Annotated in this window: 16 protein-coding genes and 1 pseudogene; 15 read left to right on the forward strand and 2 right to left on the reverse strand. The window is 35.0% G+C overall.

The window, feature by feature from the left end:
- The first annotated feature begins 133 nt into the window (after nucleotides 1-133).
- On the forward strand, nucleotides 134-1,054 hold the full coding sequence (gene cysK / locus TKV_RS05415; protein ID WP_049685071.1) for a cysteine synthase A: 921 nt from the start codon (nucleotides 134-136) through the stop codon (nucleotides 1,052-1,054).
- A 60-nt stretch (nucleotides 1,055-1,114) separates the two neighbouring features.
- A complete protein-coding gene (locus TKV_RS05420) occupies nucleotides 1,115-1,849 on the forward strand; it encodes a YebC/PmpR family DNA-binding transcriptional regulator (protein WP_049685072.1) in 735 nt (244 codons plus the stop codon).
- A 19-nt stretch (nucleotides 1,850-1,868) separates the two neighbouring features.
- Here the strand turns inward: TKV_RS05420 and TKV_RS05425 are convergent, their stop codons facing one another.
- On the reverse strand, nucleotides 1,869-2,315 hold the full coding sequence (locus TKV_RS05425) for a chemotaxis protein CheW (RefSeq protein ID WP_049685073.1): 447 nt from the start codon (nucleotides 2,313-2,315) through the stop codon (nucleotides 1,869-1,871).
- 109 nt (nucleotides 2,316-2,424) lie between these two features.
- Between TKV_RS05425 and TKV_RS05430 the strand changes: the two genes are divergently transcribed.
- From TKV_RS05430 to TKV_RS05465, 8 genes are all read left to right on the forward strand, one after another.
- Nucleotides 2,425-2,991 (forward strand): hypothetical protein, encoded by a 567-nt coding sequence (locus TKV_RS05430; protein WP_049685074.1) that lies wholly within the window; start codon nucleotides 2,425-2,427, stop codon nucleotides 2,989-2,991.
- A gap of 81 nt (nucleotides 2,992-3,072) precedes the next feature.
- Complete coding sequence (ruvC, locus tag TKV_RS05435) at nucleotides 3,073-3,570, forward strand: crossover junction endodeoxyribonuclease RuvC (RefSeq protein ID WP_049685075.1); 498 nt, start codon at nucleotides 3,073-3,075, stop codon at nucleotides 3,568-3,570.
- A complete protein-coding gene (gene ruvA / locus TKV_RS05440) occupies nucleotides 3,567-4,130 on the forward strand; it encodes a Holliday junction branch migration protein RuvA (protein ID WP_049685076.1) in 564 nt (187 codons plus the stop codon). Before ruvC ends, ruvA begins: the two co-directional genes overlap by 4 nt.
- Nucleotides 4,131-4,140: 10 nt before the next feature.
- Nucleotides 4,141-5,157, forward strand: a complete 1,017-nt coding sequence (gene ruvB / locus TKV_RS05445) for a Holliday junction branch migration DNA helicase RuvB (RefSeq protein ID WP_049685077.1) — start codon at nucleotides 4,141-4,143, stop codon at nucleotides 5,155-5,157.
- Nucleotides 5,150-5,362, forward strand: a complete 213-nt coding sequence (locus TKV_RS05450) for a DUF2905 domain-containing protein (protein WP_049685078.1) — start codon at nucleotides 5,150-5,152, stop codon at nucleotides 5,360-5,362. Before ruvB ends, TKV_RS05450 begins: the two co-directional genes overlap by 8 nt.
- A 23-nt stretch (nucleotides 5,363-5,385) precedes the next feature.
- Nucleotides 5,386-6,972, forward strand: coding sequence for a SpoIID/LytB domain-containing protein (locus tag TKV_RS05455; protein WP_049685079.1), 1,587 nt, complete (start codon nucleotides 5,386-5,388; stop codon nucleotides 6,970-6,972).
- Nucleotides 6,973-6,988: 16 nt separating this feature from the next.
- Nucleotides 6,989-8,014 (forward strand): tRNA preQ1(34) S-adenosylmethionine ribosyltransferase-isomerase QueA, encoded by a 1,026-nt coding sequence (gene queA, locus TKV_RS05460; RefSeq protein WP_049685080.1) that lies wholly within the window; start codon nucleotides 6,989-6,991, stop codon nucleotides 8,012-8,014.
- Nucleotides 8,015-8,146: 132 nt separating this feature from the next.
- Nucleotides 8,147-8,299, forward strand: a complete 153-nt coding sequence (locus tag TKV_RS05465) for an RNA chaperone Hfq (RefSeq protein ID WP_394214409.1) — start codon at nucleotides 8,147-8,149, stop codon at nucleotides 8,297-8,299.
- Nucleotides 8,300-8,398: 99 nt separating this feature from the next.
- Here TKV_RS05465 and TKV_RS05470 read toward each other — a convergent pair whose 3' ends face one another.
- On the reverse strand, nucleotides 8,399-8,596 hold the full coding sequence (locus TKV_RS05470) for a hypothetical protein (RefSeq protein ID WP_049685081.1): 198 nt from the start codon (nucleotides 8,594-8,596) through the stop codon (nucleotides 8,399-8,401).
- Nucleotides 8,597-8,833: 237 nt separating this feature from the next.
- On the opposite strand from TKV_RS05470, the pseudogene TKV_RS05475 reads away from it, so the two are divergent.
- From TKV_RS05475 to scfA, 5 genes and pseudogenes are all read left to right on the forward strand, one after another.
- A pseudogene (locus TKV_RS05475) lies at nucleotides 8,834-10,453 on the forward strand (PAS domain S-box protein); the annotation flags it as partial.
- Nucleotides 10,454-10,984: 531 nt separating this feature from the next.
- Entirely contained in the window at nucleotides 10,985-12,112 is a 1,128-nt protein-coding gene (gene tgt / locus TKV_RS05480; protein WP_049685082.1) for a tRNA guanosine(34) transglycosylase Tgt, read from the forward strand.
- Nucleotides 12,112-12,411, forward strand: a complete 300-nt coding sequence (yajC, locus tag TKV_RS05485) for a preprotein translocase subunit YajC (protein ID WP_049685083.1) — start codon at nucleotides 12,112-12,114, stop codon at nucleotides 12,409-12,411. Before tgt ends, yajC begins: the two co-directional genes overlap by 1 nt.
- Nucleotides 12,412-12,486: 75 nt before the next feature.
- Nucleotides 12,487-12,894 (forward strand): TIGR04086 family membrane protein, encoded by a 408-nt coding sequence (locus tag TKV_RS05490; protein ID WP_407702011.1) that lies wholly within the window; start codon nucleotides 12,487-12,489, stop codon nucleotides 12,892-12,894.
- A 55-nt stretch (nucleotides 12,895-12,949) separates the two neighbouring features.
- Complete coding sequence (gene scfA, locus TKV_RS12370) at nucleotides 12,950-13,087, forward strand: six-cysteine ranthipeptide SCIFF (protein ID WP_084574199.1); 138 nt, start codon at nucleotides 12,950-12,952, stop codon at nucleotides 13,085-13,087.
- Nucleotides 13,088-13,151 lie beyond the last annotated feature (64 nt).

Consider the following 13,151-nt stretch of genomic DNA (forward strand, 5'->3'; position numbering starts at 1 on the left):
TTTATCACCTTTTTCTGATTTTGATATTATTATTTTATCTCTAAAAAGTTTCAGTATTCTAAATTCCATTTGACATAACCTATTTGTGAAGTTTAAAATTTTTTATAGCAATATATAAACGGAGGTAACTCTTATGATAGCGAATAATGTATTTGAATTGATTGGCAATACGCCGGTAGTGAAGTTAAATAAGATTGTTGATAAAGATTGGGCAGAAATTTATTTGAAGTTAGAATTTTTTAATCCTGGTAGCAGTGTCAAAGATAGGGTTGCTCTTTCCTTGATAGAGAGAGCTGAAAAGGAAGGAAAATTAAAAAAAGGAAGCGTAATTGTAGAACCCACTAGTGGCAATACAGGTATAGGATTGGCGATGGTAGGAGCTGCAAAAGGCTACAAAGTAATCATAGTCATGCCAGATACTATGAGTTTGGAAAGAAGAATGCTTTTATCCGCTTATGGAGCGGAAGTAGTTTTGACACCTGGTAAATTGGGCATGGAAGGAGCTATTAAAAGGGCAGAGGAATTAGTTAAGCAAAATAAAAATTATTTTATGCCGCAACAGTTTGAAAACTTTGCAAACCCTTTAATCCATGAAGAGACCACTGCACAGGAAATATTAGAAGATTTTAAAGAAGGCCTTGATGCTTTTGTGGCAGGTGTAGGTACTGGAGGCACAATTACCGGTGTAGGAAAAGTCCTCAAAAATAAGTTTCCCAATGTAAAGATTGTAGCAGTAGAGCCTTATTCAGCAGCGGTGCTTTCTGGCAAAGAACCTGGTCCCCATAAGATTCAGGGCATTGGTGCGGGATTTATTCCTAAAGTATTAGATAGAAACGTAATAGATGAGGTTATTGCTGTAAAAGATGAAGATGCTTTTGAAATGACTCGCAGTTTAGCTAAGGAAGAAGGTATTCTTGCGGGAATTTCTTCAGGAGCTGCTTTATGGGCAGCAATTGAAGTTGCTAAGAGGTTAGGCAAAGGCAAAAAGGTTGTTGCAATAGCTCCTGACAGTGGAGAAAGGTATCTCAGCACGCAGGTTTTTAGAAATGACTAAGTTTACAACCTTCATTTTGTTGTGCTAAAATAATTTAGACAGAGTAAAGGAGGTTTTTTTATGTCTGGACATTCAAAATGGGCTAATATAAAGCATAAAAAAGAAAAAATGGATTCACGAAAGGGCAGAATTTTCACAAAACTCACAAAAGATATTATAAGAGCAGCCAAAGAAGGCGGTGGCGACCCTAATACTAACAGCAAATTAAGGGATGCAATAGAGAAGGCGAAAGCTCATAATTTGCCTAATGAAAACATCCAGAGAGCTATTAAAAAAGGGACAGGAGAGCTGGGAGGCGCTAATTTAGAGGAAGTAATTTACGAAGGTTATGGTCCTTCTGGTACTGCTATAATTGTTGAAGCGTTAACTGATAACAAAAACAGAACAGCTGGTGAAATAAGACATATATTTGATAGAAATGGAGGAAGTTTAGGTTCTGCTGGTTGTGTTGCTTGGATGTTTGACAAAGTAGGCGTAATAGTAGTAGAAAAAGACGATTCTATTGATGAAGATGAACTAGCTATGGTAGCGATAGATGCAGGAGCTCAGGATTTTTCTGCGGAAGATGACGAGTTTGAAATAATCACCGAGCCTTCTAATTTTCAAGAGGTTAAAGAATCAATTGAAAAGGCTGGTTATAAAATTTCTGAAGCCGAAATTACTATGCTTCCCAAAAATACTGTCAAACTTGAGCCAGAAGATTACGAAAAATTTGAGCGCTTGATTGATAAATTAGAAGAAAATGATGATGTACAAAATGTATACCACAATGTTGAGATGGAAGAGGAAGAATAAAAGAAAGAGATAGAAGATACTACATTTCTTCTATCTCTTTCTTTTCTTTTTCTGTCAATACTTTGTGCAGATCTAAATTAATTATTAATCTGTCTTGAATGTTAATGATTGACCTTATGTACTCTTTCCCGATGCCTTTTATTATGTCTGGTGCTTCTTGAATAGAACTCTCATCTACATGCAGCACTTCTGTAACTGAGTCTACAATAAATCCTACAGGTTTGTTAGTTACATTTACTACAATGATTCGATTGTTATCATTTTTTTCTGATAAAGGCAAATTGAAGCGCTTTTTTAAATCAACAATCGGGATGACAGTTCCTCTTAAATTAGTTATGCCTTCTACAAAAGAAGGTGCATCAGGAACTTTAATGATGGTTTGAAGACGGATAATTTCTATGACCTGATTGATATCTACACAAAAGTCCTCATTATTTAGTTTAAAGACTACAATTTGATTTGTCACTTTATCATCTCCTCCCTATAGATATTATTCGATATTTTTTGACAGAATCCTGCAAGTAGAATAAAATTTTTAAAATTGGGTATAATTACATAAAACAGGAGGAGATGTTATGAAAAAGTTGTTTTCCAATAAAATGGTTGCTATATATTTAATAGCCATAGCGATAGGAGTAGGAATTGGTTATCTTTATAACGTTAAAAACAATGAGCGTCAAAACCAGGATAGAAAAGTAATATATGAAGAAAAAATTCCATATCAACAGGATGTTCTTGCTAAAAAGATGATTCCTCGCAGCAAACTTATATTTGAAACAAAATATCTAGAAAATGGCGAGGTAGTAAGAGAGGTTCAGACTTTAAATCCTTCTCTATACGGGAAGAGCAGAGAAGAGATTGCCAAAATATACAGTGATTGGGAAATTAAATCTTTTAATGATGAAGAAATAGTCCTTTATAGAGAAAAAAGAGGATTGCCAGCGGATTACTATATAATTTCTAGTATAAACGGATATGTAGTCTTATTAAAAAGTGATGGAAATGGAGGAAAAGAAATTGTTGAAAAAACAGATATTCCTTTAGAAAGTTTGACGCCTTTTGACAGAGAAAGGGTGATGAAAAATATAATAGTAAAAGATAAAGATGAAGCATACCAAATACTTGCAAATTTGAGTTCATAAGTTCTCTTAAGCTATTTAAGAGAACTTTTTCTTGTTTATAGCTACCATTGATGCTAAAATAAATAAAGGGAGGGAGATAAAATGAGAGTATTAGGAATAGACCCTGGAATTGCGATAATGGGTTATGGTATAATAGATTACAAATCAAATAAGTTTACTGTTATAGATTACGGTGCGATAACTACAAAAGCCGGTATTGACAAAAGCCTGCGTTTATCCGATATATATAATGGGATTGTTTCACTTATAAAGTCTTATAGTCCTGATGTTGTTGCTATTGAAGAGCTTTTTTACAATAAAAATGCAAAAACTGTTATAGCTATTGGAGAATCTAGAGGAGTTTCTATTCTGGCAGCTGTAAACTCTGGAATAAAAATTGCTGAATACACTCCTCTTCAAGTAAAACAGGCTGTGGTAGGTTATGGAAGAGCTGATAAACATCAAGTTCAACAAATGGTCAAGGTTTTATTAAATCTTGAAAAAGTACCAAAACCTGATGATGTGGCTGATGCATTGGCTGTTGCAATATGTCATTGTCATAGCAGCAATATAAATGAAAAGTTGAGGTCTTTAAGATGATTGAGTATATTAGAGGGATGATAGAAGACATTGGCCAGGACCATGTAGTAATTGATTTTATGGGAATAGGCATAAAAGTTTTTGTCCCTTTTTCTACTTTAAAAGTGTTACCTCCTAAAGGCAATATTGTCAAATTATATACATATTTACATGTGAAAGAAGAAAGATTCCAGATTTTTGGTTTTAAAACAAAAGAAGAGTTGGACCTCTTTGAAAAGTTATTATTTGTAAATGGAGTAGGTCCCAAGGGAGCTCTATCTATTCTTTCAGTAATTTCTATTGACAATTTTATAAAAGCGGTAAATGCAGGAGATTATAAAACAATTGTTACAGCCCCGGGTATAGGCAGAAAAACGGCTGAAAGAATTATATTAGAATTAAAGGACAAGCTTCCAAAAGAAGTCGCTTATGAGGGAGAAAATAATTTTTCAAATGACGTTTTGGAAGCCCTGCTCACTTTAGGTTATACTAAAAGCGAAGCAATTTACGCTTTGGCGGATGTGGATTGCAGCAATGTGGAAGAAGCCGTAAAACAAGCTTTAAAAAAATTAATGAAATAGGGTGAAGTAAATGGAGGAGAGAATAGTAACTCAAAGTTTTACACAGGAAGATGCCTCCGAATACAGTTTGCGGCCTAGGTGGCTTTCAGAGTACATAGGGCAGCAAAAAATAAAAGAAGAATTAAAAATTTACATTGAAGCTGCTAAAATGAGGAAAGAACCTCTTGACCATGTGCTTTTGTATGGCCCCCCGGGCCTTGGTAAAACTACTTTAGCTAATGTGATTTCTAACGAAATGGGTGTGGGAATACGAATAACGTCGGGGCCTGCAATAGAAAGGTCAGGAGATTTGGCTGCAATTTTAACTAATTTACAGGAAAATGACATTCTCTTCATTGACGAGATTCATAGACTAAATAGGAGCGTGGAAGAAATCCTTTATCCTGCGATGGAGGATTTTGAGTTAGATATAGTTATTGGAAAGGGTCCCAGTGCTCGTTCTATACGGCTCAGCCTGCCGCGCTTTACTTTGATAGGAGCGACTACAAGAGCTGCACTTATGACTTCTCCTTTAAGAGATAGGTTTGGGGTAATAAACAGGTTAGATTATTATTCAGTTAAGGAGTTAAAAGAGATAATTAAAAGGTCAGCAAATATTTTAAATATCGGCATTGATGAAGATGCTGCTTTTGAGATTGCTAAAAGGTCAAGAGGGACTCCCAGAATAGCTAATAGGCTGCTAAAAAGAGTAAGAGATTTTGCTCAAGTAAAAGGCAATGGATACATTGACTATAAAACGGCAAAAGAAGCCCTCGATGTATTAGGCGTTGATGAAATGGGGTTAGAATACATAGACAGAAAAATTTTGATTTCTATCATAGAAAAGTTCTCTGGAGGGCCTGTAGGGATAGATGCGATTGCGGCTTCAATAGGGGAAGATGGAGACACTATAGAAGACGTCTACGAACCCTATCTTTTGCAAATAGGTTTTTTAAACAGGACTCCGAGAGGACGAGTTGTGACAAAATTGGCGTATGAATATTTAAAATATCCGTACATGGAACAGGAGAGGATAAAAGATGTTTAGCAGTTTTGGCAAGATGTTTATGCTGATGGGAGCTATGCTTATTTTAATTGGAGCGCTTTTTTCCGTAGGTTCAAAATTCGGATTAGGACGTTTACCAGGTGATATAGTTTATCAAAAAGGGAATTTCACATTTTATTTCCCTATTGCCACAAGCATTATCTTGAGTTTATTTTTAACGTTGATTTTGTGGCTTTTTAGAAGATAACATAAGAAAAGGGGTTGTATTTTGTGAGGTTGAAAAAATTTATAATAAGGAGTATAATTAGTATCATGATTTTAACTCTGTCACCTTACCCTACCGCGAATGCTGATATTAGCATTCCCAAAATTATAAAAGTAGGGCTTTTTTATGGACAGACTGCAAAACCCTCTTACCAGCTTTCTTCTTCTGGGGGTTTTAATTTCGCCTATGAAGACAATGCAGGAAATTTGGTTAATATTTTTAGCACTAATTCACAAAATATAAAAGTTGTAAAAGATGATAATTTTTATTTAATGGTGGGAAGCTATGATAATTTGTACACTGTGAATGCTGATTATGCTAAAGTGGCAAGCCAAATTGCCAATGCTTTTATAGGATTTGATGGTAAATATCATATATACATAGGACCGTATTTGACATTGCCGGATTTGGAATCTGCTTATGAGATTTTTTCAAAAAATTATAGCAATATAGCCAAAGTGTTGCCGGATAAAAATATTTTAATAAGCAATGGTACAAAAAACCTGTTTTTGTTTAATATGAAGGCTGATTTATATGTAAGCAAACTTAATTTTGATAGCACACCCCTTGCGATAGAATCAAAGCGTTACAGAGGCATGTTTGAGTTTAGAAGGCAACAGGACAGTGACATGACTGCTATAAATGTTGTGCCATTGGAGGAATATTTATATGGTGTTGTGCCGGGTGAGATGCCGGCATCGTGGAATATAGAAGCTTTAAAAGCACAGGCAGTTGCAGCACGAACTTATGCAGCTAAAAACATAGGCAGATACGGAAGATATGGATTTGATTTGACAGATGATGATAAAACACAAGTTTACAAAGGATATGATGGAGAATATCCTTCTACAAGCAAAGCGGTAGATGAAACAAAAGGTGTGGTCGCTATATATCAAGGAAGTCTTATAGATGCTCTTTATCATTCTCACAGCGGAGGGTATACTGAAGACAATAATAATTATTTTTCTGCAGATGTTCCTTATTTAAAAGGTGTGGAAGATAAATATGTTTTTGGCTATAGCAGTGCTAATGACAGTTGGACAGTGACTTACACAAAAGACCAGATAAAAAACATGCTCTTAAGTAAAGGGCAGTATATAGGAGATATAGTAGATGTAAAGGTCACTGAGAAAAGCTGGACTGGAAGGGCGATTACTGTCACCATTTATGGTACAAAAGGGTCTTTTTCATTGAAAAAAGGAGATATACGATCTTTCTTTGGATTGAAAAGTACTATGATTGATATAAAAGGCGATGGTAGTAGTGAATTTGAAGCCTATGTGACTTCTTCTTACAGTGATTCGCAAAAAGTTTCTTTAAAAGAGATAAATATTCAAAATAGTACAGGTATAACGAAGGTTTCTAAAGATACCTTTTATGTTATAGGGGCAAATGGAGTAAAAGAATTGAAAAAGACAGATAAGCCCAGCGAAGTTTATACTATAAATGGCAGTGGTTATGGACATGGGGTTGGTTTAAGCCAGTATGGGGCAAGAGGATTGGCAGACCACGGGTATAATTACATTTCTATTTTAAAATACTATTACAAAGGTATTGAGGTGTATGATACTGTAAACAACAAAAATCTGTAAAAGGATGGCATAAAAAATGAGACGCAGCGATTTTTACTTTGAATTACCGGAAGAGTTGATTGCACAGGAACCTTTAGAAGACAGGTCAAGTGCGCGTTTAATGGTTTTAAATAGAAAAACTGGTGAGATTCAACACGATATTTTTAAAAATATAACAAAATATTTAAAAGCGGGAGATTGCCTTGTTTTAAATGATACAAAAGTTATTCCTGCGCGTCTTATAGGACGAAGACAAGACTCGGGAGGAAAGATAGAATTTGTTCTTTTAAAAAGGATATCCAATAATGAATGGGAAACATTGGTCAAACCTGGAAGGCGAGCTAAAATAGGATCAAAGTTTGTGTTTGGAAATGGAGAGTTAATAGCAGAAATTTTTGATACTACAGAAGTAGGGGGAAGGATAGTAAGGTTTTATTATGAAGGAGTATTTGAAGAGGTATTAGATAAATTAGGTGAAATGCCTGTTCCCCCTTATATTAAGAAAAAACTAAAAAATAAAGACAGGTACCAAACTGTGTACGCAAAATACGAAGGTTCTGCGGCAGCTCCTACTGCAGGGCTCCATTTTACTGAAGAGCTATTAAAACAAATCCGCGATATGGGAGTCAAAACCGTTTTTATAACTCTTCACGTAGGATTAGGTACTTTTAGACCAGTCAAGGAGGAAATAATAGAAAACCACAAGATGCATGAAGAATTTTATATCGTCACAAAGGAAGCAGCAGATGAGATAAATGCTACAAAAGAGAGAGGTGGCAGAGTAATAGCTGTTGGCACAACTTCTACTCGCACTCTTGAAACTGTCGCTGATGAAAATGGCTATATAAAAGAGAAAAGCGGATGGACTGATATTTTTATATACCCAGGGTATAAATTTAAAGCGATTGACGGTATGATAACAAATTTTCATCTACCTGAATCCACTTTAATTATGATGGTGTCAGCTTTCGCAGGCAAAGAAAACATAATGAAAGCTTATAAGATAGCTATTGAACATAGATATAGATTTTTTAGCTTTGGAGATGCAATGTTGATAATATAGGGAAATTGTTAGCAGTTGATTCGTAATATATTCCCAATCAACACTATTTCTAATAAATAGAAAAAAGGAGAACACGTAATTAACTATGTTCTCCTTTTAAAAACAAAAGGAAACAATTCGCCTCTGGATAAATTGAGAGGATGTTTTGACAACTATACAGTTGTACTTGAATTGGAAGATAATAAACAACAGATGTTAATTTTTAAAAGTGCAATTTCTTCAGTAACTCTTAAAAAGTCTATAATTTTTATACAATCTGATAAAAACGAAAAGAAAGAAAATTAAGAAAGAGCACGGTATTCATTACCCAATACTGTGCTCTTTTATGTTTGGTTCTATAATAAAAAGAGCACTTCTTCTGAATTCCTGTTATAATATAATTGTTCAAACACTGAAAAACACTATTATATTATTTGTCGTTAATGTTTTTTTACTCTTATCTATATATGTTATTATATTATTCCGCTTTTTTTGCATAATCATTTCTTCCTTATCAATCTCTGGGAAGCCAATATTTTCTTTTCTGCTCAGCAGTGTTTTTGAGTATACAAAAGTAGCTCCTGTACTTGTTTTTACCTTCAACTTTATATCTCCATATTACTTATTGTCATAACTATGTGATTATACGACTAACCGACTATAGCAGAGCAATAGCAGGGTTGTAAGCTTTTTGACAGAAGAATATCATAGGGATAATATTATGACAGGAAAATTTTTATTGTGTTTTTAAGTAAAAATAGTATAATAATATTTCGAGAAATAAAAGTCTTGAGTAATTTTCAGAAAACATAGCAAAGCATTTCATATGCTAAATAGATACTACAGCTAAAGCAGAGCGAGGATTTGTTTCGAAGCATGTTTGAAACTCATAATGTAGTGATGCTACTTATCGAACCAGAATCGGAACGCATTATTGATGCTAACAAAGCTGCCTGTCATTTCTACGGTTATTCCAAAGAAACTATGCTGCAGATGGACATAGAAGCTGTTGTTGGGGTTTCTACTATAGATGGTGGTCAGAAGTGTTCGGAAGCTTTAAAGAAGGGCTGTAATCCCTGCATTTGCTTCCAACGATTGGCTAACGGAGAAGAGCGGTTGGCAGAGGTATATTCACCTACTATAGATTATCAGGGAAAGACACTGTTGTATTTAATTATCTTTGACATTACCAAACGATGGAAAGCTGAAAAAGAACTTAAATTTTACAAACACCTTTTTGAAAACTCACTGAACGAAATTTATATAGTTCACCCACAAACATTAAAATTCATTGCGGTAAACCGTGGAGCAAGGGAAAATTTGGGATATACTGAAGAAGAGCTTAAAGAAATGACGCCTGTTGACTTAAAACCGGAGTTTACCTTGAAAAGCTTTAAAGAACTTCTTGAGCCGCTTTCTAATGAAGAACAGAAGCAAATTATTTTTGATACAATGCACTGCAGAAAAGATGGTTCTTTATATCCGGTAGAAATTCACTTAGAACCTGTAGAATTTGGTAAAGAAAAAGTATATGCAGCACTTGTGATTGATATAACAGAGCGTAGAAAAATGGAAAAAGAACTGCAGGAAAGGAATGAGATTTTAAACGCAATAATGGAGTCTGCAGGAGATACTATAATCATAATTGACGATAAAGGGAACGTAACTTTTTGGAATCCTGCGGCGGAACGTATACTTGGATATTCGAGAGAAGAAATGATTGGAAAGGATTTGCATGCATTTGTAATACAAGATAAACGACTGTACGAAGCATATAGAGAGGCATTTAAAAAATTCTGTTTAAGTGGTAAGGGAAATTTTATAGGTAAAACAATTGAGATGAAAACAAGACATAAAAACGGACATGAAATTGATGTAGAACTTTCACTTTCTGCTGTTAGAATCAAAGATTCATGGCATGCAATAGGGATTATTCGCGATGTAAGTGAGCGCAAAAAATTTGAGGAATTGCTTTATCGCCAGTCTATTACTGATCCCCTTACAAATATTTATAACCGGCGTTTTTTCATGCAGATGCTGGAGCGGGAAATAGAGCGAACAAAGCGAAATAGAAAGCCGTTTTCCCTTATTATGTTTGACTTAGATCATTTCAAAAAGGTAAATGACCATTTCGGCCATGCTGCGGGGGATATGGTTCTTAAAAAAGTTGCCGATACAGTAAAAGGAAGGATACGCAAGACAGATTGTTTTGTACGGTGGGGAGGAGAAGAATTTATAATCCTATTGCCGGAAACTTCTCTAAGTGATGCGGTTGACCTGGCGGAAGAGATTAGGAAGCACATTAGTATGATGAGCCTACCTGAAGTGGGACATGTGACTGCAAGCTTTGGTGTGACGGAATATAGAGATACTGATACTATTGATACAGTTCTTCTTCGTGTAGACAACATGCTGTATGAAGCAAAAGGTGCGGGAAGAAATTGTGTAAAGAGCAAGTAAAAATGAGCTGAAACATTTAACATAGAAGGAGGTATCAACAGTTGAAATAAAAAGTAAAAAATGGTATAGTTTTAAATAAATGATGATAAGTGCTATTAAATATAAAAAAGATTAACATGCTATGCGATATAAACAAAATTACATTAATGAACCGAAGAAAAAGGAAGATTGACAATACCCGTTAGAACATCAAAAAGACAAAGGGACCAAAAAAACATGATAGTGATACAGGCTAAACTCATTTTTCTAAATCAAGAAGACAAACAAATAGTAAAACATATCATGGGCAGAAACAGATGAAAAAGGGAATCTGATAAGCTATGACAAGATACCAATGCCAGAGCTATCAATGGAACAAGTTTTAGTATTATGTGTGCTATGCAGGATAATAGCTAAGCAGTGAAAACTCACTATGGACAGGCTTAGAGGCAGTCTTTACACTTCAAAAAATCTCTGATAAAATAGCCTTGTATAAATTCGTAATCAACAGGTCGATGCAATACTAACAATTTGACGAAATAGGAGGATATGATGGCAGCTATAAAATATCAACTTATCAAAAAAGATTCAAGGACAAAAGCACGGCTGGGGATACTTCAAACTTCCCATGGAATTATAGAAACGCCTGTGTTTATGCCAGTAGGAACCCAAGCTACTGTAAAAACTATGACTCCAGAGGAATTAAAAGAAATAGGCGCGACAATTATTTTAAGCAATACTTACCACCTTTATTTAAGACCTGGTCATAAGCTCATCGAGAAAGCCGGCGGCATCCACAAATTTATGAATTGGGATAGGGCAATTTTAACTGACAGCGGTGGATTTCAGGTTTTTAGTTTAAGTTCCTTGAGGGAAATTACAGAAGAGGGGGTAGAATTTAGGTCACACATTGATGGTTCTAAACACTTTTTTACTCCAGAAAAGGTGATAGAGATACAAAATGCATTGGGAGCAGATATAATAATGTCTTTTGACGAATGCGCTCCTTATCCCGCAGACTATGGATATGTCAAGAATTCGATGGAGCTTACCATCAAATGGGCTGAAAGAGGAAAAAAAGCCCACAAAAATACAGATAAACAGGCACTTTTTGGAATTGTACAAGGAGGAACTTATGAAGATTTGCGAAAAGAATGTGCTAATAGATTAGTGGAAATGGATTTTCCGGGCTATTCCATAGGTGGATTAAGCGTTGGTGAACCTAAGAATTTGATGTATGATATATTAGATTTAACGACTGATTATTTGCCAGAAGACAAACCAAGGTATCTTATGGGAGTTGGAAGTCCGGATGACCTCATTGAAGGCGTCATAAGAGGGGTTGACATGTTTGACTGTGTATTGCCTACGAGGATAGCAAGAAATGGCACTGTTTTTACTAGTAAAGGCAAATTAGTGGTGAGAAATGCTGCTTATGCAGAGGATTTTTCGCCACTGGATGATGAATGCGAGTGTTATACTTGCAAAAATTATTCAAGAGCTTATATAAGGCATTTGTTTAAAGCTAATGAAATTTTAGCAGCAAGGCTTGCGACTATACACAACCTATATTTTCTCGTTAAATTGATGGAGAGGATAAGGGAAGCTATAAGGCAAGACCGGCTGCTTGAATTTAAAAAACAATTTTTTGAAAAATATGGTTATAAGGAGGAGTATTGATGAATCCACAGACGACTTATGTAATTGTTGAAATGCTTATCTTTATTGCAATCTTTTACTTTCTCTTGATACTTCCACAGCAGAGACGCCAAAAGAAAGAGAGAGAAATGTTGGATTCTCTAAAACCTGGCGATGAAATCATTACAAAAAGCGGGTTTTATGGTAAAATTCTAAACATAAAAGATGATGTGATAACATTAGAAATGGGTGCAGACAAAGTAAGGCTTAAGATTGCAAAGTGGGCAGTAGGTGGAGTTATAAGTTCAGCCAGTGACAAAAGCGATAAAGAACAAAAATGATGCGGCATTTCCGCATCTTTTATTTTTTATGGTACTATGTAAAAATTAAAAAGCATACATATTACTAAGAAACCTATGGGAGGTGGAACTTTGAAAGGAAAATTTCAATTGCATAACGATAAAAATATAAATGTTCAAGGCATTTTAATTGGAGTTTTGGTAGCATACATAATCACTTTAAGCTTTTTTATAGTTTATGCGCTCCTTTTAACATTTACGGCTTTGTCTGAATTAACTTTACCTACTCTCACTATGCTGATAACCATAATAGGAATTGTGTTATCTGGTGCTTTATCTGCAAGACATACTACCAGCAAAGGTTGGCTAAATGGCGGTATAGCTGGTATTTTATATGTTACCATTATGTTAGTTTTAGGAGCATTTTTTGTCGAAGAATTAGGACCTGCCTCTTCTTGGACTGTAAAATACGTATGGGGTGCTGTTTTAGGGGCTTTGGGAGGAATGATAGGCATCAATTTATAGCTTTAATTATATCTTTTTATGTGCTATAATAATTCAGGAAGAGGAGGGAAGTAGGATGAAACACATTATCACACTTAACAAAGCGACATTGAAAAACAGCTTGAAAAAGCCTGGTTGCGGAGAATGCCAAGCATCCTGTCAGTCTGCATGTAAAACATCTTGCACTGTAGCAAACCAAGAGTGTCAGTATTAAATACATACCCAAATGGCAGTAAAATATTTTACTGCCATTTAAACTTGTAGTGGAGGTTGTGAAA

The sequence above is a fragment of the Thermoanaerobacter kivui genome, assembly GCF_000763575.1.
GTDB lineage: Bacteria > Bacillota > Thermoanaerobacteria > Thermoanaerobacterales > Thermoanaerobacteraceae > Thermoanaerobacter > Thermoanaerobacter kivui.

Excerpts from the sequence above, each read along its gene's own strand:
- cysK (WP_049685071.1), top strand. The coding sequence starts at position 134 with ATGATAGCGAATAATGTATTTGAATTGATTGGCAATACGCCGGTAGTG.
- TKV_RS05420 (WP_049685072.1), top strand. The coding sequence starts at position 1,115 with ATGTCTGGACATTCAAAATGGGCTAATATAAAGCATAAAAAAGAAAAA.
- TKV_RS05430 (WP_049685074.1), top strand. The coding sequence starts at position 2,425 with ATGAAAAAGTTGTTTTCCAATAAAATGGTTGCTATATATTTAATAGCC.
- ruvC (WP_049685075.1), top strand. The coding sequence starts at position 3,073 with ATGAGAGTATTAGGAATAGACCCTGGAATTGCGATAATGGGTTATGGT.
- ruvA (WP_049685076.1), top strand. The coding sequence starts at position 3,567 with ATGATTGAGTATATTAGAGGGATGATAGAAGACATTGGCCAGGACCAT.
- ruvB (WP_049685077.1), top strand. The coding sequence starts at position 4,141 with ATGGAGGAGAGAATAGTAACTCAAAGTTTTACACAGGAAGATGCCTCC.
- TKV_RS05450 (WP_049685078.1), top strand. The coding sequence starts at position 5,150 with ATGTTTAGCAGTTTTGGCAAGATGTTTATGCTGATGGGAGCTATGCTT.
- queA (WP_049685080.1), top strand. The coding sequence starts at position 6,989 with ATGAGACGCAGCGATTTTTACTTTGAATTACCGGAAGAGTTGATTGCA.
- tgt (WP_049685082.1), top strand. The coding sequence starts at position 10,985 with ATGGCAGCTATAAAATATCAACTTATCAAAAAAGATTCAAGGACAAAA.
- yajC (WP_049685083.1), top strand. The coding sequence starts at position 12,112 with ATGAATCCACAGACGACTTATGTAATTGTTGAAATGCTTATCTTTATT.
- TKV_RS05490 (WP_407702011.1), top strand. The coding sequence starts at position 12,487 with ATGGGAGGTGGAACTTTGAAAGGAAAATTTCAATTGCATAACGATAAA.
- scfA (WP_084574199.1), top strand. The coding sequence starts at position 12,950 with ATGAAACACATTATCACACTTAACAAAGCGACATTGAAAAACAGCTTG.